Source organism: Mycolicibacterium hippocampi (genome assembly GCF_010723735.1).
In the GTDB taxonomy this organism is placed as follows: domain Bacteria; phylum Actinomycetota; class Actinomycetes; order Mycobacteriales; family Mycobacteriaceae; genus Mycobacterium; species Mycobacterium hippocampi.
In genome coordinates, this window is sequence record NZ_BLLB01000001.1 from 99,993 (window position 1) to 122,615 (window position 22,623).

The 22,623-nt window shown below is 64.0% G+C and carries 19 protein-coding genes and 1 pseudogene; 8 read left to right on the forward strand and 12 right to left on the reverse strand.

Annotated features, from left to right (window positions below; translation table 11 throughout):
* Nucleotides 1–76: 76 nt before the first annotated feature.
* Nucleotides 77–847: a cytochrome c biogenesis CcdA family protein gene (locus G6N53_RS00420; RefSeq protein ID WP_163681115.1), complete on the reverse strand. Its 771-nt coding sequence runs from the start codon at nt 845–847 to the stop codon at nt 77–79.
* A 139-nt stretch (nt 848–986) separates the two neighbouring features.
* On the opposite strand from G6N53_RS00420, the gene G6N53_RS00425 reads away from it, so the two are divergent.
* From G6N53_RS00425 to G6N53_RS00435, 3 genes are all read left to right on the forward strand, one after another.
* On the forward strand, nt 987–1,943 hold the full coding sequence (locus tag G6N53_RS00425; RefSeq protein WP_163681112.1) for a L,D-transpeptidase: 957 nt from the start codon (nt 987–989) through the stop codon (nt 1,941–1,943).
* A gap of 773 nt (nt 1,944–2,716) precedes the next feature.
* Nucleotides 2,717–3,070, forward strand: a complete 354-nt coding sequence (locus tag G6N53_RS30510) for a hypothetical protein (RefSeq protein WP_163681110.1) — start codon at nt 2,717–2,719, stop codon at nt 3,068–3,070.
* A gap of 162 nt (nt 3,071–3,232) precedes the next feature.
* Nucleotides 3,233–3,802 carry a hypothetical protein gene (locus tag G6N53_RS00435; protein WP_163681107.1) on the forward strand — a complete coding sequence of 190 codons (570 nt, stop codon included), beginning with the start codon at nt 3,233–3,235 and terminating at the stop codon, nt 3,800–3,802.
* 21 nt (nt 3,803–3,823) lie between these two features.
* Here G6N53_RS00435 and G6N53_RS30560 read toward each other — a convergent pair whose 3' ends face one another.
* From G6N53_RS30560 to ctaD, 6 genes and pseudogenes are all read right to left on the reverse strand, one after another.
* Nucleotides 3,824–4,645, reverse strand: a complete 822-nt coding sequence (locus G6N53_RS30560) for an adenylate/guanylate cyclase domain-containing protein (protein WP_163681104.1) — start codon at nt 4,643–4,645, stop codon at nt 3,824–3,826.
* Nucleotides 4,642–7,182 (reverse strand): heavy metal translocating P-type ATPase, encoded by a 2,541-nt coding sequence (locus G6N53_RS00445; RefSeq protein WP_237166281.1) that lies wholly within the window; start codon nt 7,180–7,182, stop codon nt 4,642–4,644. The genes G6N53_RS30560 and G6N53_RS00445 overlap by 4 nt, the downstream gene beginning before the upstream one ends.
* A 409-nt stretch (nt 7,183–7,591) precedes the next feature.
* Nucleotides 7,592–8,422: a L,D-transpeptidase gene (locus G6N53_RS00450; protein WP_163681274.1), complete on the reverse strand. Its 831-nt coding sequence runs from the start codon at nt 8,420–8,422 to the stop codon at nt 7,592–7,594.
* A 573-nt stretch (nt 8,423–8,995) separates the two neighbouring features.
* A pseudogene (ccsB, locus tag G6N53_RS00455) lies at nt 8,996–9,977 on the reverse strand (c-type cytochrome biogenesis protein CcsB).
* 177 nt (nt 9,978–10,154) lie between these two features.
* On the reverse strand, nt 10,155–10,637 hold the full coding sequence (locus G6N53_RS00460) for a hypothetical protein (RefSeq protein WP_163681098.1): 483 nt from the start codon (nt 10,635–10,637) through the stop codon (nt 10,155–10,157).
* A gap of 162 nt (nt 10,638–10,799) precedes the next feature.
* Nucleotides 10,800–12,545, reverse strand: coding sequence for an aa3-type cytochrome oxidase subunit I (gene ctaD, locus G6N53_RS00465; protein WP_163886442.1), 1,746 nt, complete (start codon nt 12,543–12,545; stop codon nt 10,800–10,802).
* 510 nt (nt 12,546–13,055) lie between these two features.
* Between ctaD and G6N53_RS00470 the strand changes: the two genes are divergently transcribed.
* The 3 genes from G6N53_RS00470 (at nt 13,056) to G6N53_RS00480 (ending at nt 15,697) form a co-directional block, all read left to right on the forward strand.
* The gene (locus tag G6N53_RS00470; RefSeq protein WP_163681272.1) at nt 13,056–14,081 is read left to right on the forward strand and encodes a M23 family metallopeptidase; all 1,026 of its coding nucleotides are present in this window, start codon (nt 13,056–13,058) and stop codon (nt 14,079–14,081) included.
* A gap of 288 nt (nt 14,082–14,369) precedes the next feature.
* Nucleotides 14,370–14,756 (forward strand): BlaI/MecI/CopY family transcriptional regulator, encoded by a 387-nt coding sequence (locus G6N53_RS00475; protein ID WP_163681092.1) that lies wholly within the window; start codon nt 14,370–14,372, stop codon nt 14,754–14,756.
* Complete coding sequence (locus tag G6N53_RS00480) at nt 14,753–15,697, forward strand: M56 family metallopeptidase (protein WP_163681088.1); 945 nt, start codon at nt 14,753–14,755, stop codon at nt 15,695–15,697. The genes G6N53_RS00475 and G6N53_RS00480 overlap by 4 nt, the downstream gene beginning before the upstream one ends.
* A gap of 774 nt (nt 15,698–16,471) precedes the next feature.
* Here the strand turns inward: G6N53_RS00480 and G6N53_RS00485 are convergent.
* The 4 genes from G6N53_RS00485 to ctaE all read right to left on the reverse strand — a co-directional run bounded on the left by G6N53_RS00485 (nt 16,472) and on the right by ctaE (nt 19,520).
* Nucleotides 16,472–17,467, reverse strand: a complete 996-nt coding sequence (locus G6N53_RS00485) for a cytochrome c oxidase assembly protein (RefSeq protein WP_163681085.1) — start codon at nt 17,465–17,467, stop codon at nt 16,472–16,474.
* A 70-nt stretch (nt 17,468–17,537) separates the two neighbouring features.
* Nucleotides 17,538–18,158 carry a TlpA disulfide reductase family protein gene (locus G6N53_RS00490; RefSeq protein WP_163681082.1) on the reverse strand — a complete coding sequence of 207 codons (621 nt, stop codon included), beginning with the start codon at nt 18,156–18,158 and terminating at the stop codon, nt 17,538–17,540.
* A 418-nt stretch (nt 18,159–18,576) separates the two neighbouring features.
* A complete protein-coding gene (locus G6N53_RS00495) occupies nt 18,577–18,930 on the reverse strand; it encodes a hypothetical protein (protein ID WP_163681080.1) in 354 nt (117 codons plus the stop codon).
* Nucleotides 18,927–19,520 (reverse strand): aa3-type cytochrome oxidase subunit III, encoded by a 594-nt coding sequence (gene ctaE / locus G6N53_RS00500; protein ID WP_163681076.1) that lies wholly within the window; start codon nt 19,518–19,520, stop codon nt 18,927–18,929. Before ctaE ends, G6N53_RS00495 begins: the two co-directional genes overlap by 4 nt.
* 295 nt (nt 19,521–19,815) lie before the next feature.
* Here ctaE and ripC point away from each other — a divergent pair, with 295 nt between their 5' ends.
* Both ripC and G6N53_RS00510 read left to right on the forward strand, forming a co-directional pair.
* The gene (gene ripC, locus G6N53_RS00505; protein ID WP_220098470.1) at nt 19,816–20,907 is read left to right on the forward strand and encodes a peptidoglycan hydrolase RipC; all 1,092 of its coding nucleotides are present in this window, start codon (nt 19,816–19,818) and stop codon (nt 20,905–20,907) included.
* Nucleotides 20,908–21,149: 242 nt separating this feature from the next.
* The gene (locus G6N53_RS00510) at nt 21,150–21,746 is read left to right on the forward strand and encodes a copper resistance CopC family protein (RefSeq protein ID WP_235682716.1); all 597 of its coding nucleotides are present in this window, start codon (nt 21,150–21,152) and stop codon (nt 21,744–21,746) included.
* A 164-nt stretch (nt 21,747–21,910) separates the two neighbouring features.
* Here the strand turns inward: G6N53_RS00510 and G6N53_RS00515 are convergent, their stop codons facing one another.
* Nucleotides 21,911–22,576, reverse strand: coding sequence for a DsbA family protein (locus G6N53_RS00515; protein WP_163681073.1), 666 nt, complete (start codon nt 22,574–22,576; stop codon nt 21,911–21,913).
* Nucleotides 22,577–22,623: the final 47 nt, after the last annotated feature.

The window sequence follows — 22,623 nt, forward strand, 5'->3', positions numbered from 1 at the left end:
AAGACTCCGGAGCATCACAGTCAACACGGGGGTTCCCGGAAACAGCGAAGATGCGCCGCGCTCGAAAGCGTGTGAGTCATATCGGAAGTGTGGTGTTGCTGACGAACGCATCGCGCACCCACGACACCACCTCGTTCCACAGCCCGGTCAGCAGGGCGATGCCGACCGCGACAAGGAGCACGCCGCCGAATACCTGAATTTGCCGGGCGTTTCTTCGCAGCCAGCCCAGGGCACGCACCGCCCGTCCGGATGCCACCGCGAATAGCACGAACGGAGCGCCCAGACCCACACAGTAGGCAATGACGAGCACGATGCCGCGCACGACGTTGGGCCCCTCGGTGGCAGATGCCACGGCAATGACACCCGTGAGCGTCGGTCCCAAACACGGGGTCCAGCCCAGCCCGAACACCGCCCCAAGGAGCGGCGCACCCCACAGCGTGGACAACGACGTGGGCGTAAACCGTGCGTCGCGTTGTAGCGGAGAGAAGAAACCCAGGAACACCAGACCCATCACGATCGTGATGACTCCACCGATGCGCTGCAACAACACCCCATTGGTGATGATTGTCGTCGTCAGACCCAGAATCGCGACGGTTCCCATCAGGAACACTGCGGTGAACCCGACGACGAACAGTCCCGCGGCCCCCGCCACCCGCAGACGTGCACTGGCGTGCGGCTGGGCACGAGCCCGGTCATCCACGCCGACGACCGCGGCCAGATAAGACAGATAGCCGGGTACGAGAGGGACGACGCAGGGCGAGGCGAACGACACGAACCCGGCCAAAACAGCTACGAACACCGCGAGGAGGAAGTGACCAGACGTGGCGATTGTGGTGACACCGTTCACGAAGCCCGACACCCCTTCGTACCCACCGGTCTGATAACGCTCGACAACGACCCAGTTCCGCGGCCGTAATGCCGCATCCGACGCCCATCATCTACTATGAAACTACGTAGCAACAAATCGTCGAAGGGAGGAGGTCCGCATGGGGCGCCCGCCCCCCAAGCTGGCCGTTGCAATGATGACGGCCGCACTAACCGCCGTGACGGTGCTGGCCGGCCCGTCGGCGACCGCCGACCCCAAAACACCCCTGCCCGCACCCGGCGACCCCCTCACCGCCCCCGGCTCGACAGCACCGACTCCCTTCCTCCCTCCGCCAACCGGGCCGCCCCCCGGCTCATCGCCGACAGCTGCCGAGGACCCGCCGGCCGGCCAGAACCCGGCGCCCTACCTCGGGCCGCCCGTCTTCGCGCCCCCCACGTTCAACCCGACAAACGGCTCGATGGTCGGCGTCGCCAAACCAATCATCATCAATTTCCAAAGACCTATCGCCGACCGCGCGCTGGCCGAACAAGCCGTCCACATCTCCTCCACCCCCGCGGTCCCCGGGAAGTTCTACTGGATGAGCACGACCCAACTCCGATGGCGACCCATCGACTTCTGGCCCGCCAACACCACGGTCAGCATCGATGCCAGCGGCACGAAATCGAGTTTCCGCACCGGCGACTCGTTGGTGGCGACGATCGACAACGCCACCCTCCAAATGGAGGTCATGCGCAACGGCGTACTCGAGAAGACCATGCCGGTGTCCTTGGGCAAGCCGGGATACGAAACGCCCAACGGCACCTACTACGTGCTCGAGAAGTTCGCCGACATGGTGATGGACTCCTCCACCTATGGTGTGCCGGTCGACGCCGCTGAAGGTTACAAGCTCGAGGTCAAAGACGCGGTGCGCATCAACAACGCCGGCATTTTCGTTCACGGCGCGCCCTGGTCAGTCGCCGATCAGGGCAAGCGCAACGTCAGCCACGGGTGCCCCAATTTGAGCCCAGCGAACGCGCAGTGGTTCTACGACAACTTCGGCAGTGGGGACCCCGTCGTCGTCAAGAATTCCGTCGGTATATACGACGAGAACGACGGAGCCCAGGACTGGCAGATCTGACGTACACAATGGCGCCGGTCGCGTCGCACGGGGCACCCGGTGAATAGTCGAACGTCCGCAGCGCGCGTCTCCCGGCTCGCGGCGCTGATCGCCCGGCGGTCAGGTGCGGCGCCGATGGCCCTGCTTCACGTTTGGAAGCGGTCAAGGGCGTTTCTCGCCCCGACTGTGCGGTTGCCGCGGCCCATGTATTGCCAATCCTTGCTTGGATCCGGCCCCGAGAGCATCGCCGATATACCCGCCGGGGTATTGCAGATTAGCGCCGAGGCAAATCTGCAGGGAAAATGTTCGTCGGTCGATGCCGTTCCACGGACACAGTCACTTCACGGTTTCGCATTCTTTGCCGGCATGTTGAGGCACTTTGACCCTACTGTCGGGACGCCCTGCCAGTACATCGTGGGTTTCAGGAAAATTTCCCGGCCAGTCAAGTGAAAGGATCTCGCAACCACGATGTATGGCACAGACGGCGACGTACGGGGCGGGTGGATGCTCATTGACGCGATGACTGTGCTGTGTCTGCCGCCCTGATCACCGCGGGCGCGCTAGCCGTCCGGCATTTCGCTGGTATCGATGTACAGCGCAAGCGCGCGAGTTCAGCGGCTTGGTCGTGGCCCAAGCCGCTGTAGCACCCGGGTTTGCGCGCAGCCACACCGGCAAGGATGGATTTCGGCGGCAAATGACGCCGCTGGGTGAACACCAGGAATCGCGATGACTCAAGTGCCGCGGGCTCACGGTCGGCGGATAGCGCGGCGCCGGTCGACCGAGCACCTCAAGAGTTGGGTGTAGCGAAGGAGATTGCAAGCATGACCGATACACCTGAATCGATGAGCGATCGAATCGCTGTCGCCGGACAGCGCCAAGGGGTCAACCATGCACTGGCGTGGAGTGGCATTGCCGCCGCTGCGGTGTTCATCGTTGCGGTGGTGTTCTTTTCCGGGTTCTTAATCGGCAGGGCGACCGACGATTTCGGCGGCAATCGGGGACATTGTCAAGGAACGCCCGGCATGATGGGGCCCGGCATGATGGGGCCGCAGGGCTCGTGGCCCCACGGAAACATGGGGCCTTCAGGTCCCTGGGGTCCCGGCCAGTCACAGCCGCCGACAATCACACCGACCACACCTCGGCCGTAGCGTGCAATGGCTGATTATGATGCAGCAGAAGCGATTCCAGAGTTCGTTGGGCAGGGCCATCGTCGGCACGAAGCGGCCAATGCCCGAAGAAGCTTCGCACCAAGCGTCCGCCGACAACGCGATTCCCACGACACATGTTCAGCACGAGGAGGAACCTCAGGGATGGACGGAATGAGCAGACGAGTGGCGCTGAGAATGCTCGTCACCGGTGCGGCCCTCTTCGGCCTGGGGCACGCCTTGCGCACCATCATCGACATACCGGTCAGCCGTGCCCAACCCGGGATGGGTGGCGCGACGGGAATGGACATGCGCGCCTACCTGAACATGTTCATGCGCCATACCGAGCTTCGACGCAACGTCGAAGAGATTCCCGGAGGTGTGCGCACCACCACCGAGACTGACTCCGCCGACCTCGTCGCCGAACTGCAGGCCCACGTCTCATCGATGTATACCCACCTCGATCAAGGCAGCGAAGTCACCTGCATGAGCTCAAGCCTGCCCACGCTGTTCCGCCGCGCTGCTGATTATCAACGTCAGATAACGTTCACACCCGGCGGCGTGGTCGTCGTCGAAACCTCCAGCGATCCCGAACTGGCCAACGCCATTCGCGAACACGCCCGCGAAGTCACCGGATTCGTCGTCGAAGGAATGCCGGCGATGATGAGTGGAATGATGGGCGGCGGGATGATGAAACCCGGCATGGGTCACGGAATGATGGGACCAACCCGCTGAACCAAAGCAAGCACACACATTTTACGAGGAAGTTGAACGAGTAGACATCGGTGCAGCCTCCCGCCCGCCCGGAGAGGCCTCTAGCCTGCCGAAGTGGGTCGCGACCTCACCGAAAAACGACTGAGTGGACTGCAAATCCACGTCACCAGGCGACATGGTCAAATCGCCGACACGGTCAGCGAATTGGCGTAAACAGGCCGTCGAACAGAAGTAGAATCGGTAGGTCCCTTCCTCATGCGTGATCGTCAGCGGGTGGACATCCGTCGTGACGTGCATCCGACATATCGGATCGACGTGCTCCTGGTGACGGGTTCCGACGTCGAGGGCGAACGCTTCCACCAGGGCACCGACGTTTCGCAGTCGAAGCGGGCCCAACGACGTCATCGCGACAAGGTCCGTTCCTCGAAGCGCGGACGCGGACGAGGCGTCACCGACGATCTGACCTGGCCGGGCGACAGCGGCCAGTCTGGCTGCGGTATTGACCGTCGCCCCGAAGACGTCTCCGCGGTGCTTCACCACTGCCCCAGCACAGATGCCCGCGCGCAGCAACGGAAATCCGTCGATGCGACGGGTCTCGTGGTGAAGTCGCCGAAGGAAGGCCAGCGCCGCAGTGGGGTCCGAACTGGTGATCATCACGGCGTCGCCGAGGGTCTTGATCATGTCGTCGCCGGGTCCGAGGTTGCTGGCCGCTATGGTGGCGAACCGATCTGCCAGCTCGGCAGCACGATGATCACCGTGAGCTTCGGTGAAAGCCGTGAACCCAGCGATGTCCACAAAGACGACCACTGTGTCTACGTCGGCATGCTCGAATCCGCCTGCTGAATTGGACGTTTCGATCATCATTGCGTCTCCACTGCACGCTCGACGCGTGGCGCTGCTGGGGTTATCGACTGCATCGGCAGTCCGAGGAGGCGCAACGCATTGGCGACGACGATGAGTGTGGAGCCTTCGTGGATGAGCACGGCGGGACCGATGCCCAAGCCGAAGATCGTGGCTGGGATGAGCACCGCGACGATTCCGAGGCTCGCCCACAGGTTTTGCTTGATCACGCGCGACGAGCGCCGGCTCAAGCTCACCGCGAACGGCAACGCGCGCAGGTCGTCGGCCATCAGCGCAACGTCAGCGGTCTCCAACGCCACGTCGGAGCCTGCCGCCCCCATCGCGATACCGACGCTCGCACCGGCCATTGCGGGTGCGTCGTTGACGCCGTCGCCGACCATCCCGACGCGGCCGTGGCGTTCCCGGAGTGCGGCTATCTGGGCCACCTTGTCTTCGGGCATCAGATCGCCGCGCGCGTAGGTGACACCGACTTCGGCGGCGACGGCGTCGGCCACCCGCTGATTGTCCCCCGACAGCATCACGGTGTTCGTCAAGCCGAGCTCGGCAAGACGTGCGACCACCGCCGACGCCTCCGGTCGGGGAAGATCCATCAATCCGATCGCGCCCAACCAGCGGTCTCCTGCGCGGACGAGCATCGTCGTGCGGCCGGCCTGTTCGAGACGATCCACCTCCGCCGCCAGTTCAGCCGGCGGGGGCTGGGCAAGATCGGTGAACAATTCGGTCTTGCCGATGCAGACCTCGACACCTTCGACGGATGCGACGATGCCGCGGCCGATCACCGCACGGACGTCGGACGCTCGGGGCGTCGCCACTCCGGCCAACCGCTGGCGGCCGTCACGGACGATGGCGCGGGCGAGCGGATGGTCGCTCTGCTCCTCGACGGCCACGGCAATTCTCAGCAGTTCGGCGTCATCGCTGTCTGCGGTAGCAAAAACATCGGCGATCCTGGGCCGCCCTTCGGTGAGGGTGCCGGTTTTGTCGAAGGCCAGCACCTGGACCCGACCGAGTTCCTCCAAGGCTCCGCCGCCTTTCACGAGGATGCCGGCACGCGCTGCCCGCGCCACCGCCGACAACACCGCACTCGGTGTGGCGATCGCCAGCGCACACGGGCTCGCCGCCACCAGAACGGCGAGAGCCCGGTACACCGTGTCGCTGAACGGCTCGTCAACCACGAACCCGGCGAAGAGCAGCACGAATACCCCGATCAGGATCACCGGGACGAAAATGCGCTGGAACCGGTCGGTGAAGCGCTGTGCGGCGGTGGTTTTGGTTTGCGCCTCGGCCACCAGACGCACTACCCGGGCCAGGGTGGAGTCCCCGGCCAGCCGGGTCACCTGGACCTCGATGGCGCCGGCGCCGTTGATGGTGCCGGCGAACACGCGTGATGCGGCGTCGATGAGCTCAGGAGCGGCGGCGGCGACCGCTACATCCGGAACCGGATTCTTGTCAACGGGTACGCTCTCCCCGGTCACCGGGGCTTGATCGATGCTGCTACTTCCTGCCACCACGAAGCCGTCTGCGGCCAGGCGCATGTTCGGGCGCACCACCACGATGTCCCCGATGCGCAGGTCCGCGACAGACACCTCGACGGTGTCGCCGGTGCCGCCGCGTCGGACCAGTGCCGTTTTCGGGGCGAGTTCGGCGAGCGCTTCGATCGCCCGTCGAGCGCGGCCCATCGCATAGCCTTCGAGCGCGTGCCCGACGCTGAACAGGAACAGCAGGAGTGCGCCTTCGGCGACTTCGCCGAGCGCCGCCGCACCCGCAGCGGAGACCAGCATGAGGAAGTCGATCTCGAACCGGCCCTGCCGCACACTGGCGAAGGCTTCCTGCACGGTGAAGAACGCGCCGAAGAAGAACGCCAGGCCGTAGACCACCACCTCAGCCGCGCGCGGCGTATCGGCGAAGGCGGCGAGTAGCCAGCCCGTGAGCAGCAGCGCGCCCGCCAGTCCAGCGAAGACCAATTCGGTGCGTTCGCCGAAGATCCCGCCGTGACCGTGTTGATGGTCGGCATCGTCTCCGTCGTGCGCGACGGCGGCTTCGTCGTCGACTGCTCTCCTGTGCGGCGCCACCTGCGCGGCTATGACATCCACGAGTTCCTGGGCGGTTACCGTCATCCGCTCGAACTCCAGCTCGATCGAATCGGGTGTCGCTGCTGCTGAGACCACGCCAGGCATTGCCGACAGCGTGTCGACGAGTGCTGCACGTGTGGCCTCATCGTCTTGGGTGTCTGTGGTCAACCACCGCAGATGGCCGTACTTCGACGCGATGGTGTCAGCCGCCTGCAGAGCTCGACGCTGCACTTCTGTTGGGGACATAGCCGCGGCGTCGTAGTGCACGCACAGGCGGGGTTTGGTCGTGTCGCCATCGATGACGTGGGCCTGCTCGATGATCCCGTCACCCACCAGGCCGCGCGTGAGGCGGTCAGCGCAGCGCTCGTCGCTACCGGGAAGCAGGTCTGTCAGGTCGAGCGCCAGGGTCCTACTCGTGGGCGTTCCGTCGGCACCGTGTCCCTTCGCCGTCCCGCCGTTAAGATCTGCCATGCATGCAATAATACGCATGTTTGCATATGATGCGTCAACCCCGGCCGCGAAGTCCCACCGCGTCGATGGGCTCAATCACGCTGGGGTCGGCGAGACGGATGCTTCGACCAGGCAGATTCCAATCGGCGGGCGACGCTCCAAGTCCTGCCGAAGAATTGCCGAGAACTCATGTCGGAGAACGCGAAACCGAAGTGGGTGCAGGCGAACCCGGCGAACAGGCAGCAGGGAACGTGTGCATGGTTCCCTCCCCAGTTTCCGTGTTCTCTAAGCCAAGAGTCGCACCCTGCGCGGGTCCGGACGAGGGGCAAAGGTAATTCCGAATGCTTCTAAGCGTGTGGGCGGCAACGCGAGTTTGGATTCGGATGCCTGGTCGAGTTGGTGGACCTTAAGAAGACATGAAGCTTCGGAGCTAGCCAGAAACGGTCTGCGGAACCTCGGTACCATTCTCCCGCACGATGATTGGGTCACCCAGGTTGACTGTATTCAAGTACCATTCGGCATCCTGGGTGCTGAGCCCGATGCAACCATGGCTTGTATTCTCGTAGCCCATTCGATCAACAGCCCATGGAGCTGAATGCACAAATAGGCCACGCCACGTGAAACGGACTGCGTATTCCACGTCCAGCAGGTAGCCGTCGGGGTCATCGATGGGGATGCCGACACTACTCGAATCCATAACGATGTCACGTTCTTTCGCTAATACTGAATAGACACCAACCGGGGTCGGGTATTCAGGGCGTCCCATTGAAGCTGGGAACACGCCCGGTTGTCCCCAATTGGGTCGGTGGTGCGGCGCTGGTAGCTCGGAGGGCGGTACGCCGTCGATGGTCACAGTGAAAGTGCGGTCCGAGACGTTGGCGACGCCGACGACGGCGGCACCAGTCTGGAAGTTTCTGGTTGGCAAGTTGCCCACCGAAAGGGAGATCGTGCTGTGTGCAGGCCAGAACTGGTCAGGTATCCACTGCGCGAGATCGTTTTCAATCCATTCGAACTTGCCCGTCATCGCCGGCACCGACTTGATGTCAACGGCGCGTTCGGCCGCGCGCCGATCGGCGACAGGGCGGTTGAACGTGATCACCACAGGATGGGCTACGCCCACGACCGCGCCCTCCGCAGGTAGCAGCGACGCGACATCGGGTCGATTGGACGAACTCGCGGCCCTACTGATGTCCACGGGGCCCGCAACCACGCTCGCAGCCAACATGGCCGCGGCGAGAACGCTACGAATAGTCACGCGCATGGGTTTCGGCATACCTCGTCGAGTTCTTGGCTGACGCGAGGAGCTTGTTGCCCTCGGCGAGCTCGCGGATAGTCTGATCCGGCGTGTGCCGCCGGAGCTTGTTCGACGCCATGTCGTTGTTGATTCTTCCCGCCCGAACACCGGGCAACAAAGTCCCACAACGGCTGAAGCGCTACGAAGGGCTCCTATCACACTCTGCGGTATCGCATTGTTCATCGTAGCTAATGGTACGGCGGCGAGGTTATGTCGCGAAAGCACTTACGCGCCTTCGATTCGGTTAAGGGTTCGTCACGCTGCGGCCACGGTCCACAGGTCCGAGAGCCCCCTTGCTCCCGGGTGAGCACTTAGTCTTAGTCTTGAGCCCGAGACCTCGAGGTTGCGACGACCTCCGGGGTCGCCGGAGCATCGCCGAGCCGGGTCACCCTCTCGCCGTTGCGATATGACTCGTCAACCCATAATTGCGACCTGCGCGTCGACGGGACGACACCGCGCAAGTCTTGAGTTTTGCCAGAGTCGTGACGTGGCGAGACGGAACTGGTGCGTCGGGTACGCGCGCAAGCTCTGGCCTCGAGGTCAGCCCACCCCGGCGTAGGAGTGCAGCCCCGCAATCACCAGATTGATGAAGAACAGGTTGAAGACCATCGCCACGAAGCCGACCACGTTGATCCATGCAGCCTTCCTGTCACGCCACCCTGCGGTGGATCTGGCATGCAAGTAGGCCGCGTAGGCAACCCATGCGATAAACGACACTGTCTCCTTGGGGTCCCAACCCCAGAAGCGTCCCCATGTCTCCTCGGCCCAGATCGCACCGAAGATGACGCCGAATCCGAAGGTGGGGGAACGCGAAGATTGTCGTGCGGTAGGCGATCCTGTCCAGAATCTGCGCATCGGGCAACCTGGACATGAGGCCCGCGACGTACCCATTTCTGCCGTCGGCCCGCTGCTCTCCGTGGGTCGAGGTCTTGACCAGGAACAGAGCGCTCGCGACTCCGGCGACGAGGAACACCCCGGAGCCGAGGCTCACCACCGACACATGAATGGGCAACCAATACGACTGCAGCGCAGGCATCACGGGCGCGGCATCGGTATACAGCCACTTGCCCGATACCGCGAGCAGGATCAGCACGGGGATTAGGACGAACACCCACAGCGCGCGGAACTGCGGGCGGCGCAACACGACTGCCGCGGCAATGAGGCCGCAGAAGCTGGTCAGGTTGATGAACTCGTACATGTTGCCCCATGGGGCACGTGAGGTGGCCAGGCCGCGCAGCACGATACACATCAGTAGTAAGACGGCACTAACGAAGACGACGGCTATTCCAGCGCGCTCCAGACGTTCTGTGCGCGATCGCCGTGGCATCTCGACGACGACACCCGGGCTCGCGCTGTCACGTGCAACCACTCCAGGCGCCGTCGACTTTTCGAGTGTCCGAGTCCGAGCGATCGCAAAAGTCGCCGAAAGTAGCAACAATGCGAGAGTCAGCCCGGCCACCGCTGATGTGTACGCCCAGTCCGAATAGAGCGCAAGCGATTCCCGTGTGCCAACCACGTTCACGTCTGAATTCCTAACCTGCCGTGGAGAATTCGCGACGCAGCGTAGCCGAACCACAACCTCGCTGGTCTGCCTCCGCGCGTCTCGCCTTCCTGCGACCGTTTCGGCGAGTGCATTGTCGAATTGCCGATTCGGTCGGTGTGTGGTCGGCCGCCGCGACCCGCAGACTTGACGACATGCCTAGCCCATCGGTGACGAAGGTCTGGAAGTGTCAAGAAGATGTCCAAAGCCATTGAGCCGCCTATCCGTTCGAAGCGATGGGCTCGGTCGATTAGCTGATAGCCATTTCCTGAGCGCGGCAGCTTGGTGCTTGGGGGATGCGTCCGCCACGCCGGCCTCGTCGAGAACGAAGTAACAGAGGGTTGCTTCGCCGTATCGACCGTCGATCATGCCCACGTCGGTAGTTGCCCTAACTTCGGCCGCCGCGACGCGAAGTTCGAGGAGCGTCCAATCGACGGGCGATCCTGAACCTGGACGATGGCGCAACCACTCCTGGAACTCCACGTGCAAGTCGGACGGCAGGGGGTGCCCGCTGCGGGACAGGGCTGTGACCACCACCAGTAGGGCCTGGCTCGGCTCACCAACATGCAGCGCCGTGAGCGCCGCCAAACGCTGCTCTTCTGATAGGCAGGGTTCGGCGGCCTCCCACATCACCTCAGCCATCTCGAAGTCTCCCCTAATCACTTCGACGGCCCAGGCGATTCGCCGACCCACCTTGGCTTCGACCGCGGGCGTATCTGCGATAGAACTCGAACGTCCTGCGAATGGCGTTGCATCAGAATGGAATAGCGTCCTTTCGCGCCTTTCGACATCATGGCGGGCCGTTTAGGTGCGCACTTGAGCGTCGTCGCGGCGCGTGACATCGCCGTCATCAGGCCCGTGGGCACGGCCGACGTGGGCCTCGCGGCGCATCCGTTCGACCATGTGCGGATAGTGCAGCTCGAAGGCGGGGCGCTCGGAGCGGATCCGGGGCAGCTCGGTGAAGTTGTGCCGGGGCGGCGGGCAGCTGGTGGCCCACTCCAGGGAGTTGCCGTAGCCCCACGGGTCGTCGACCGTGACGACCTCGCCGTAGCGCCAGCTCTTGAAGATGTTCCACAGGAACGGCAGCGTCGACGCACCGAGGATGAACGCGCCGATGGTGGACACGATGTTCAGCGTGGTGAAGCCGTCGCTGGGCAGGTAGTCGGCGTAGCGGCGCGGCATGCCCTCATTGCCGAGCCAGTGCTGCACCAGGAACGTGGTGTGGAACCCGATGAACGTCAGCCAGAAGTGCAGCTTGCCCAGCCGTTCGTCGAGCAGCCGGCCGGTCATCTTCGGGAACCAGAAGTAGATGCCCGCGTAGGTGGCGAACACGATGGTGCCGAACAGCACGTAGTGGAAGTGCGCGATGACGAAGTAGCTGTCGGTGACCTGGAAGTCGATTGGCGGGCTGGCCAGCAGCACGCCCGACAGTCCGCCGAGAAGGAAGGTCACGATGAAGCCGACGGAGAACAGCATCGGTGTCTCGAACGTCAACTGGCCTTTCCACATCGTGCCTATCCAGTTGAAGAACTTGATGCCGGTCGGGACCGCGATCAGGAACGTCATGAACGAGAAGAACGGCAGCAGCACCGCACCCGTGGCGTACATGTGGTGTGCCCACACCGCCACCGAGAGGGCCGCGATACCCAGCGTGGCGTAGATCAGCGTGGTGTAGCCGAAGATCGGTTTGCGGCTGAACACCGGGAAGATCTCGCTGACAATGCCGAAGAACGGCAGCGCGATGATGTAGACCTCGGGGTGGCCGAAGAACCAGAACAGGTGCTGCCAGAGCAGCACACCGCCGTTGGCCGGGTCGTAGACGTGTGCGCCGAGGTGCCGGTCGGCGGCCAGCCCGAACAGCGCCGCGGTCAGCAGCGGGAACGCCAGCAGCACCAGGATCGACGTCACCAGGATGTTCCAGGTGAAGATCGGCATCCGGAACATCGTCATGCCGGGCGCACGCATGCACACCACGGTGGTGATCATGTTCACGCCGCCGAGGATGGTGCCCAGACCACCGACAATCAGGCCGACGATCCAGAGGTCGGCGCCGGCACCGGGTGAGTAAATGGCACTGGACAGCGGCGAGTACGCCGTCCAGCCGAAGTCGGCCGCACCGCCCGGGGTGACGAAGCCCGCGGTGGCGATCAACGCACCGAACAGGAACAGCCAGAACGAGAACGCGTTCAACCGCGGGAACGCCACGTCGGGCGCGCCGATCTGCAGGGGCAGCACCAGGTTGGCGAACCCGAACACGATCGGTGTCGCATAGAACAGCAGCATCACCGTGCCGTGCATGGTGAACAGCTGGTTGTACTGCTCGTTGGACAGGAACTGCAGACCCGGCACCGCCAGTTCGGTGCGGATGAACAGCGCCATCAACCCGCCGATGAGGAAGAACGCAAAGCAGGCGACGCAGTACATCATGCCGATCAACTTGTGATCAGTGGTCGTGATCAACCGGTAAATCAGGTTGCCCTTCGGGCCCATCCGGGCGGGGAATGGACGGCGGGCCTCGAGTTCCCCGATCGGTGGCGCATCGGCGACCATGAAGCTCCTTCCGCGACGTGTGGCACCGCGTTCCCATTATCTACTGACTAGTTACGTAGGTTACTCTACGGTGGTGTTTAGGACTACTCGCGTAGCTGCGAAGTTCCGGGCCCAGAAGTGCGCCGCATCGCCCGGTGACGGGTGCCCCGCCGGGGCGGGTGCAGAGCACTCGCACCCGCTGCGGCCCTGGCGCATCGGGCCGACCTTCGGCGCGGCGGCGTTGCAAGGCCTAGCGACAGCGGGAGCTGGTTCGAGGTGGATCGTCGAACGACGCCTCCATCCTGGGCAATCGTCCCGACTCCGCATCTACTACGTAGGTACCGAGTCGGGGAGACCGTTTGCGACCTTGCGCATGTCGTGACCGAACCGATTGGACCTCAACGCTTTTAGTGACGCGCTCTGTCGCGTGGCGACATTCGTCGGAAGTCGATGACTTGCCCGATCGCGAGTGTTGGGTTAGCGTCTCGCCAACCAGATAACGAATTGGTAACGGCAAAGGATCGTCTCGAAGTGGTTCATCACCGGATCGCGCGACCGGATGCGTCGCTCGATCGTGGCACCGACGTCACCGAGATCATCGCCTTCGATGAGTTCGGCGCGATGGTGGATGTGGCCGGTTCTCACGGCGATCCGTTCGCCATCGACTACGAGGTGTTGAGCGCACCTGAACTCGACGACCTCAACGATGTTGCCGACGAGTCGCCACGACTGCTGCTCTTACCGAAAGGTGAATCGAACGCGGCGACGCCGGCGGTGCCGATCCCCATCGACGGGGCAAGCGCTAGGGAAGGTCAGCGGTTGTCTGGCCGGGCGGCGTTGAAGGGTGTTTCCGTCCGTTCTTCTCGGGGGGCGCATCGAAGGACCTCTGAGGCCACCGGCGCGGCGCACAGCAGGCTGGTCATCACGGCTGTCGCCGCCGGCGCGGTCGCCGCCGCAGCGAACACCGCGGTCAACGCAGCCGAGACGCAGCAGCCAGTTCTGGTCGCCGACACTGCTGCGTCACTGGCTGCCCGCCCCGAAGCGTCGGGGATGCAGATCATCCCTGTGGCAAACAGCTTTGATGCCGGGATCCATCGACAGGAATCGGCCAGAGGCGCGGCTTTCGCTGAGGAGCGGGCGCAGCGGGAGGCGCGACTTCTGCGCCCACAGTTCACTTTTCCCGCCCAAGGCATGCTGACATCGGGCTTTGGAGCCCGGTGGGGCACCCTGCACGCCGGACTCGACGTCGCCAACGCCGTGGGTACTCCGATCTACGCTGCATCCGATGGAGAGGTGATTGCCTCCGGTCCGACACCGGGCTTCGGCATGTGGGTCAAGATCCGCGCCGCGGACGGCACGGTCACGCTCTACGGTCACGTCGAAACCACACTGGTGCAAACCGGCCAGCTGGTGATGGCCGGCGACCAGATCGCCACCATGGGCAACCGAGGCAACTCGACCGGACCGCACCTGCACTTCGAGGTGCATCGCAACGGGTCGGACAAGGCCGACCCGATGGCGTGGTTAGGGGAACGGGGAGTGTCAAACCTTTACTAGCGGCAGCCGACCGGTTCCACCAGGCGAGCACAGTCGTCCTCTGAAGGCGCCTTCTCCGGAGAGGCCGGGCATTCCGAGGGGTCGAAAGCCCGCCTCGGGGGCCGTCAGCGTCAGCTCGCGAGTGCATATCCGCGGCGAAGGCTTCCCAGCTCAGCTACTGACTTTCTCAGTAAGATCATGCCGAGCCGGCTGGCCGCCGCTCGATCAGCGGCGCCATGCGCTCACTTCAGCGCCGCCACGCCGACGAACGCCGTAAGCTACTTACTGTCCAATTCAGGAGGTTCGATCATGGCTCGGGTGCGTGGCTTCGGAGAACTCGAGGCATCGATCATGGATCGCCTCTGGAATCGTGATCCCGACAGCGACACCACAGTCAGGGAGATCTTTGATGAGTTGAGCACCGAACGGCATATCGCCTACACCACGGTCATGTCGACGATGGACAACTTGCACGGCAAGGGTTGGCTGTCGCGTGAACGCGACGGCAAGGCATACCGCTACCGCCCCACCCTGACGCGCGAGGAGCACAGTGCACGACTCATGCTGGAGGCTCTGAGCGGCGGCGGTCGATCCGAGGCGGTCCTGAGTCATTTCGTGGCGCAAATCGATCCGGAGGAATCCGCTGACTTGCGCGCTGCGCTGCGGCGCCTGGCCCGCAAGTCAGGCCGCCGATGACCGTCGCAGCGGCTTTGCTGCTGTACGTCGCGGCGGTACTGACGATCGCACCGAAACTTCTGGTCCACATCACCGCCGACGGCGAGGCTCCGCGCCTGGCGATAGCCGCGTGGGCCACCGCTGTGGTAGCGGTGCTCGGCTGCTCGGTTGCCGCCGTCGCGCTGCTCCTCATCGAGGCCGCTGGACACTGGGACAGCCCCGACGCGCTGATCGTCTCTTGCCTGGAACGTCTCCGCGCCATTCTCCTCGGCCACGGCGGGTTGCCGGCACGAATCGTGGCGACCATCGCGGTGGCTTTCGCCGTCGGAAGTTTGATCGCCATAGTCATACGAATAGGCCGCGCTCTGGGCCGCATGCGCTCCCACACTTTCGCCCATGCCGACGCCGTGCGCCTGGTTGGCAGGTCGTACGGCAGCGACGTCGTGGTCATCGAGGCATCGGAGCCTGCGGCGTATTGTGTGGCGGGCCGCCCACCGGCGATTGTGGTGACCACCGCAGCTCTGGCCGCACTCGATGGGAACCAACTTGCAGCTGTCGTCGCCCACGAACGTGCTCACCTCGACGGCCGTCACGCCTACGCCATCGCCGCGGCGCGCTGCCTGACTGCTGTGCTGCCCACCTGCAGGCTGTTCTCGGGCGCAGCCACGCACATCAATTCTCTGTTGGAGATGTGCGCCGACGATGCGGCCGCTCGTCGCCACGGCCGTCAGCCCCTGCTCGCGGGCCTGTTGACCCTGTCAGGCGCCACCACCCCGGCTCACGGTCTGGCCGCCGCCGGTATCGCCGTACTCACCCGTGCCGAACGGTTATCGAAGCCACCGCGACGGTTCGCCCGCATCCAGACCCAAGTCGCGCTCAGCGGAGCCGTAGCGGCGATGGCCGCCACACCGTTCGCGATCGTCACTCTGTCCCTGACGGGCGTACTGATCTGCTTCGCGTAAGCGGGTCCCCGTGATCACCGACCCCCGGACATTCGACGCGGCCCAATGTGTTGCGGCACGCCATGATTGCGTCACTACGACTGCGGCAATGTCGTGGTGCTTCCGCAGCCGGCTACGCGTGAGGGAAGGTGGCCATGCACGCAACATGGGCGGCGACCGGTTCAGCCACCAGCAAGGCCAACACCGCCAAGCCCAGGGCTAACAGTAGCGACGTCACGATCCGTCGACGACCCAGTCGACCATTCGACTGCGTTTGATGCTGCTGAGGCCACCGCGACCGCGGTCCGCGGCAGGACACAGCGAGCGAACTCTTCACACGACCAATCTACTATGTCACTACGTATGTGACCATCGCTTCGCTTTCACCCGATGTGGGGCACGGCGTCGGTTCACCAACACTGTGTTGGCGGCCTTCTGCTCCACTTCTACGGCAACGATCGCCGCCGTCCCCACAGAATCGCGGCGACGAACGGGACCCGCGACACCATCGAAGGTGGCGCTCAAGCTGTCACACTGAGCAACCTGGCTACATCAGGCAAAGCACCGCGCACGGTATCCGTGACGTCGCCAGACAGATCAGCGCGAGCAGCAGCACCTACGTCAACGAGCTGTCGCCGCTCCTCACAAATGGGAATTCACCATGACCGCAGGATCGCTCATCGAATGCCATCAAGTCGACATCTCCACAATGAAGTCACCGCGGCAGTGACGAATGTCGCTGCAGCGAGCTGGGTTTGGCGTCGAACTGGGTGCCGCCGCGTCGTCGCCACGGTGTCAGTCATCCTTGTCGGCGGTGCTCGGCAGGTCGGTAGGCCGTCGCGGCTGTTGGTGCAATCCGCGCAGAAACGCGTTGTAGGCAGCAAGTTCCGCATCCTCGCGTTCGACGTCGGCCTCCCTTTTCGCCGTCTCCGACTCCTCGTCACGGCGCCAGCGGATGGCGAAGATCACTGTGGTCAGCAAAGCGACGGGCTCGCCATAAGACCACGCCAACGCGCCGGCCACCGCCTGGTCGGCGACGGGGTCGACGTTCCAGTCCGGTGGAGGATTGGCAAAGGTCTCAGTGAGCGTCCGCGGTGCCATCATCAGAATGACACCGATGAACACGTGCAGTGGCATTTCGACGAAGATGTCGAAGAAGCGGCCCAGGTTGCTTTGCCGGACCGGCAAGGGACCGGTCGACAGTATCGGCAGGATGAACAACAGGCCGCTGACGAGGAAGAACACCTGCAGGGCTACGTGTCCGGCCACGCTGGCCGCCGCCGCATCGAATAGGTCGGAGAGGTACAGGCCGTAGTAGCTCAAGAGGAAAACCGGAATAGTGAAGCCGGGGTGCAACACGATCCTGCTCGCCCGGCACCGAAGTCCAGCCAGCGCGGACATCACGACGTAACGTCCGAGGCCACTGTGGGGTGTGGACCTGAGTAGCAACCGGCCAGGCGCACCCAGAACCAGCAGAGGCGGAACGAGGATCGACAGCGTCAGGTGCTGAAACATGAAGGCACTGAACAAACGGTAGCCATAGCCGTCGATGGCCAGGCCCGTCACCGCCGCCAAGGCGATACACCCTCCCAGGAAGCTCGCCGTCCGCGTCCACGCCCACTGGCGGCCTCGCGATCTGACGACTCGAACGGCGAGCACGTACCACACCGCCAATACCATTGCCAATACGGGCAGTAACGGAACCGGTGGCGGTAACCAACCGAGCATCGCCCAAATCGTAGGCGGTGAGGTGGGGAGCACTACCTGACCGATCACGGTTCCGCCCACCATCGAGTCACATTGGCGCGCCCGGGTGTACGCCGGGCCCAGGGGCGACGTGGAGCCGAGGCGGGGTCGCCGTTCACCGCGGGGGTCCTGAGCCGGATGCGGTCTCGGCGGCGAGGCGACGGACCACCGGTTCGAGGTCCTCGGCGAGCAGCGCCCGCAGGAACACCGCGGCAACGCGATGCGACCGGTCCAAGACGATGGTGGACGGGATCACGGTAGTGGGATACTTCGCGCCCAAGGCGATCATCGTGCGCATCGGTGGGTCGTATATCGATGGGAAGGTGACCTTGCGATCGACGATGAAGTCGACCGCAGCTTGGCGGTTGTTGTCGCGGACGTCGATACCAAGGAAGGCGACCCCCTCGTTTCGGGTCGCGTCGTACACCCTTTGCAATTCGGGCATCTCGGTCCGACAGGGACCACACCACTGACCCCACACGTTGATCACCACCACCTGCTCGGCGAAGTCATCGAGTGACAACGTGCGGTTGGGGTCCATAAGGTCGGGTCCGCGTATCGGCCCCGGTCGACCACGACTCAAAGGTGGATCGTAGAAGATGTCGACCTGCCCCCCTGGCGACACGAACTCGAACGTGCCACCCTGCGCGACGGCGTCGTCTCCGCTGGAGCATCCTGACACTGCGACACCCAGCAGCAACGCGCTCAGGCCCGCCGCGGTGCAACGCCGTATCATCGGTGGCCAAAGTATCGGAGATCGCCGCCGTCGCCAACGCTCAGCGCCCATGTCCATGTGCCGCTTCGGGGGAACCCTCCGGGCGCCCCGTTGAGTCGATGGGTCAGTCCAAGTGCCACTCGCGCGGAGCATGCTGCGCATCGACCCGACGACCTCCGTGACTGGGCGTGCGGCGCCGGCGGGGCCCGGTCAGCACGGCGCCTTCTACGTAGAGACTACGTAGAAGCCTAGCGCAACCACTCACGACGAATGCCGGGACGACGACGACAGTGATGAGCCGGACCGACCATGCGGCAATCCGAGGCAGAGGATAGGGGCACCCCTCCGCCGAAAAATCGCGAGCGAACAAGGGCCGCCCGTACATCGTTGGCGGTCATCACGATTTTGTTGCTCGGCTGAACATCCACGCGCCTTCATGTCACGGGCCGCGGCTGAGGTGGTGGCGTGGCGGTTTGCCCGCTCGCAACATGATGACGGCGATCGCGATCAATCCCGCGACGGCGCCCGCCAGGATCCACAGGGCCGGGTTCGCGACTTCGGGTTGTGGGCCGGTATGGGTGTCGTCGTAGGAATGTGTGGTGGGCGTGGTTTCAGCGGGTGTGGGAGGGACTGTCGAGGAGTCCTGTGTCGACGTCGGCTCCGCAACGACGGTCGGTGCGACGGACGAGGCGAGTCCGAGGAGGGTGGCCACGACTGCGGCGACAACGGCCGTCTGCGCGGGCCGCCTCCGGGGTCGTCGTCGACACCACGTGCGCGCCGTGTTCCTCGTCATCTCACGAAGTAGATGGTGGCAAAGAGCGCGATCCACACGATATCGACGAAGTGCCAGTAGTAGGACACCACGATGGCGGCCGTCGCTTGGGCGGGGGTGAACTTGCTCATGCGCGTGCGCACGAGCAGCAGGATGAAGGCGACGAGGCCGCCAATGACGTGCAAACCGTGGAAACCCGTCGTGAGGTAGAAGACCGAGCCATAGGCGCTGCCGGCGATGGTGGTTCCCTCCCGCACCAGGCTGAGGTATTCGTATCCCTGGCCGAGCATGAAGAACAATCCCATGAGGAAGGTGACGAAGTACCACCGGCGCAGGCCGAATACGTCGCCGCGTTCGGCGGCGAACACTCCCATCTGGCAAGTGAACGAAGACGCGATGAGGACCAGGGTCACCGGCACCGCGAGCGCGAGATTCAGCTCGGTGGGTGGTGGCGGCCACTCGTCGGCCTGGGCACGAGCGGTGAAGTACATCGCGAACAGACCGGCGAAGAACATCAACTCACTGGACAACCACACGATCGTCCCCACGGCGACCATGTTGGGCCGGTTCAGCGAATGAACCCGTGCCGTGATGGCGGTGCCACTTGTCATGTCGTTCCTCGTCGAGCCAAGTCCGCAGACTGTCTACTGAGTCACTACCTACTATTGCACATAGTAGTTGTGCGATAGTTGCGCGTTGGGGGACCCCGATTTGAGTCGTCCGGAAGGCGAAGCGGGAGAATGCTTTTTGGACCGCGTTCCTTGCGGTGGAGCACGCGAGATGCAACCGTGCAGACGATGATCCTTGCCATGCGCGTGGACATTGGACGCGGTTGCTCGTAATCTTTCCGTGACCTACGTAGCTAGACCATAGATGTCCCTGCGTGTGAGGATTGATGTTTTGAGGATGAACCGCCCTGCCGCAGTATGCCGATCGGCGGGTGCTCTCGTCGTGGCGGTAGTGTTGGCACTGACACTCGGCGATTCGGCGGGTATCGGGCGGGCCGATCCGGCTTCCGATGCCCTGGCCCGCTTGACGGAGCTCTCTCGCGAGGCCGAGCAGACCACAGAGGCCGTGTATTCGGCCGAACTAGACCTCGAGGCGAAACTAGCGGCGCAGCGCACGGCTGAGGATCGTCAACGCTCCGAACTGGAGGCGATGACCGTGGCGCGGGCCAATCTCGCCGAGTATCAGACCGCCGTGAACCAGGTGGCGGCCGCGTCGTACATGGGCGGTTCCACCAGCACAATCAGCGCGGCGCTGAACGCGGAGTCTCCGCAACGCCTACTGGACGACCTTTCGGCCAGCAAGGTGATGGCGGCTCAGATGTCGGACCGCATCAAGGCCTTTCGCGCTGCATCGGCCCGGGCCGACGACGCAGCGCGCGCGGCGCAGTCATCGGCGCTGGCAGCCCGTACCGCCGCGGAGCAGGCATCAGCCGTCCGCGCAGGCCTGCAATCCAAGCAGAGTCGGCTGCGAACACAGATAGCAGAAGTAGAGGCGCTCTACCGCGCACTGACTCCCGACCAGCGTGCGGCGCTCGCCGATCCCGGGCCGGTGCCGCCCGCGCCGCCGGCCCCACCAGCGGCAAACCCCGCCATCATGGCATTGCCCGAGGCGATAGCGCCGGCGGGGCCGGGTCCGTCCAATGCGCCCGGTGGGGCAGCGGTCGTGCAGGCGGCGTTGACCCGTGTGGGTGCGCCCTATTCGTGGGGTGCGACAGGACCAGATGCGTTCGACTGCTCGGGGCTCATCAAGTGGGCGTTCCTGCAGAACGGCAAGTCGCTGCCGCGATCTAGTCAGGCGCTGGCGGCGGGCGGAGAACCCGTGGCGACGGCCGAAGTGCAGCCCGGCGACATCGTCACTTTCTACTCGGACGCCTCGCACGCGGGCATCTACATTGGCGATGGGAACATGGTGCATGCCTCGACGTACGGCACTCCGGTGAAAGTGGCGCCGATCTCGTCGGCGCCGATCTACAACGTGCGCCGCTACTAGCCGGCTACCGTAGCGTTGCCCGCCTTCACCTGCCCAGGCAATGTTTCAGTGGCCGAGTGCGTCGGCCATCCGCAAGGGGGCCCACCGTGTCGACGACATCGCGGCAATCGTTGTCGCAGGAGCACCTGCCATCTCAAGGAGTGACCAGAGGCGTGACTGACCTTGGCGTTGCCAGACCGGAACATAAACTCATTCGCGCGGACCCCGGGTGGGTCCGAAGGACACGAGGCTCAAGGAGGACCGTGTACCTGGCCACGCGCGCCGTCATGACCACACTGGTGGCGCTGGCGTTCTTGCTGTCCGGAGTCGGGGTTGCTGCCGCGCACACCTCACTGGTTGGTTCTGATCCGGTGAACGGCGCGACCGTCGCCTCCCCATTGACCGCCGTCGTGCTGAACTTCTCCGAAGAAATCAATCCAGCGTTCGCTGACGTCGCCGTTACCAGCGCTGATGGTCGAAACTGGGTGTCCGGCTCGGCAAGCGTCGAAGGTACGCGCCTCACTGTCGCCCTCGGACCCGACCGGCTCACCGACGGCCTGTACACCGTCGGCTACCGCGTGGTCTCAGCAGATGGCCACCCCGTCTCCGGCTCGTACTCGTTCACCATTGCCGGCGTTGGCGAACAGCCTTCACCCACAGTTGCGCCATCCCCTGCAGCACCCAGCACCGATGAGCCGTCAGTACCGGCGCCCGGTTCGGACACCAAAGCATCCGTACTCACAGCGGCCGGCGTCGGCCTGGCCCTTGGAGGTGTGATCGCGTTCTGGCAACACAGGCGCCGTCGGAAGAACGCTGCCAATCACCCCGGCTCTGAACCCGGGCCTTCACTTGGCAGCTAATCGGCCCGGGACCGCTCCATGAGAAGGCCAATAGGTTTGGTGCCGGCGCCGTGAGAGCCGTCGTTTACAGAACTGCGCCCGGGGTTAGGCCGGGCGTGTTGGCGTAGCACTCCACAGTCACGGTCGAATATGCCGAACCGGGGTGGGATCCTGCCAGGCGCTGTCTACTTTTGCTGGCCGAGAGCGTTTCGTATCGCAGCGCCCAGGTCGGCGTAAGTTTTGATATCTAACTGCTTCCCGTTGACGAAGAAGGTAGGCGTGCCCTGCACGCCGAGGGCGGTGCCGTCGGCGATGTCGTCCTTGATTCGCTCAAGTGTGGCCGGAGCGTTGTACGCCTCATCCCACGCAGCTACGTCGAGACCCAGTTCGGTTGCGTATCCGCGGAACACCTCGTCTGCCGGGACCTGCTGTTCGCCCCATTGACTCTGCGTCTCGAACATCTTCTTGTACATGGGTTCGAACTGGCCTTGCTGCGCTGCTGCTTCTACCGCACGTGCCGCTCGTTCTCCGTTGAAGTGTCCGGGCATCGGGAAGTAGCGGGCGACGAAGGTGACTTGCTGACCGTACTGTGCGCGCAACTGCTCAACGGCGGGGAACGCCGCGCCGCAGCCTTCACATTCGAAATCGAGAAATTCGACAAAGGTCACATCGCTGTCGGGCGGGGAACTGAGGCGATGACTGTTCTCGCGCACCACCTGGGCTTCGCCGTCACCCTGTGTTCCACCCGCTCCTGCTGTACCGCCATCTTGACTTGAAAAGTACACACCGGCGCCGATCACCGCAGTGATGACTACAAACACAGTCAGCAGAATTCGAGTCATTGGATTCACGTCGGGAGTTCCTTTCGCTCCGCAGCGCTCTCTGAGCCTGAGCAATC

Excerpts from the sequence above, each read along its gene's own strand:
- G6N53_RS00425 (WP_163681112.1), top strand. The coding sequence starts at position 987 with ATGGGGCGCCCGCCCCCCAAGCTGGCCGTTGCAATGATGACGGCCGCA.
- G6N53_RS00480 (WP_163681088.1), top strand. The coding sequence starts at position 14,753 with ATGACCGTCGCAGCGGCTTTGCTGCTGTACGTCGCGGCGGTACTGACG.
- G6N53_RS00490 (WP_163681082.1), bottom strand. The coding sequence starts at position 18,158 with ATGATACGGCGTTGCACCGCGGCGGGCCTGAGCGCGTTGCTGCTGGGT.
- G6N53_RS00475 (WP_163681092.1), top strand. The coding sequence starts at position 14,370 with ATGGCTCGGGTGCGTGGCTTCGGAGAACTCGAGGCATCGATCATGGAT.
- G6N53_RS00495 (WP_163681080.1), bottom strand. The coding sequence starts at position 18,930 with ATGACGAGGAACACGGCGCGCACGTGGTGTCGACGACGACCCCGGAGG.
- ctaD (WP_163886442.1), bottom strand. The coding sequence starts at position 12,545 with ATGGTCGCCGATGCGCCACCGATCGGGGAACTCGAGGCCCGCCGTCCA.
- G6N53_RS30560 (WP_163681104.1), bottom strand. The coding sequence starts at position 4,645 with ATGATGATCGAAACGTCCAATTCAGCAGGCGGATTCGAGCATGCCGAC.
- G6N53_RS00445 (WP_237166281.1), bottom strand. The coding sequence starts at position 7,182 with ATGGCAGATCTTAACGGCGGGACGGCGAAGGGACACGGTGCCGACGGA.
- G6N53_RS00435 (WP_163681107.1), top strand. The coding sequence starts at position 3,233 with ATGGACGGAATGAGCAGACGAGTGGCGCTGAGAATGCTCGTCACCGGT.
- G6N53_RS00450 (WP_163681274.1), bottom strand. The coding sequence starts at position 8,422 with ATGCGCGTGACTATTCGTAGCGTTCTCGCCGCGGCCATGTTGGCTGCG.
- ripC (WP_220098470.1), top strand. The coding sequence starts at position 19,816 with ATGAACCGCCCTGCCGCAGTATGCCGATCGGCGGGTGCTCTCGTCGTG.
- G6N53_RS00460 (WP_163681098.1), bottom strand. The coding sequence starts at position 10,637 with ATGGCTGAGGTGATGTGGGAGGCCGCCGAACCCTGCCTATCAGAAGAG.
- G6N53_RS00485 (WP_163681085.1), bottom strand. The coding sequence starts at position 17,467 with ATGGTGGGCGGAACCGTGATCGGTCAGGTAGTGCTCCCCACCTCACCG.
- ctaE (WP_163681076.1), bottom strand. The coding sequence starts at position 19,520 with ATGACAAGTGGCACCGCCATCACGGCACGGGTTCATTCGCTGAACCGG.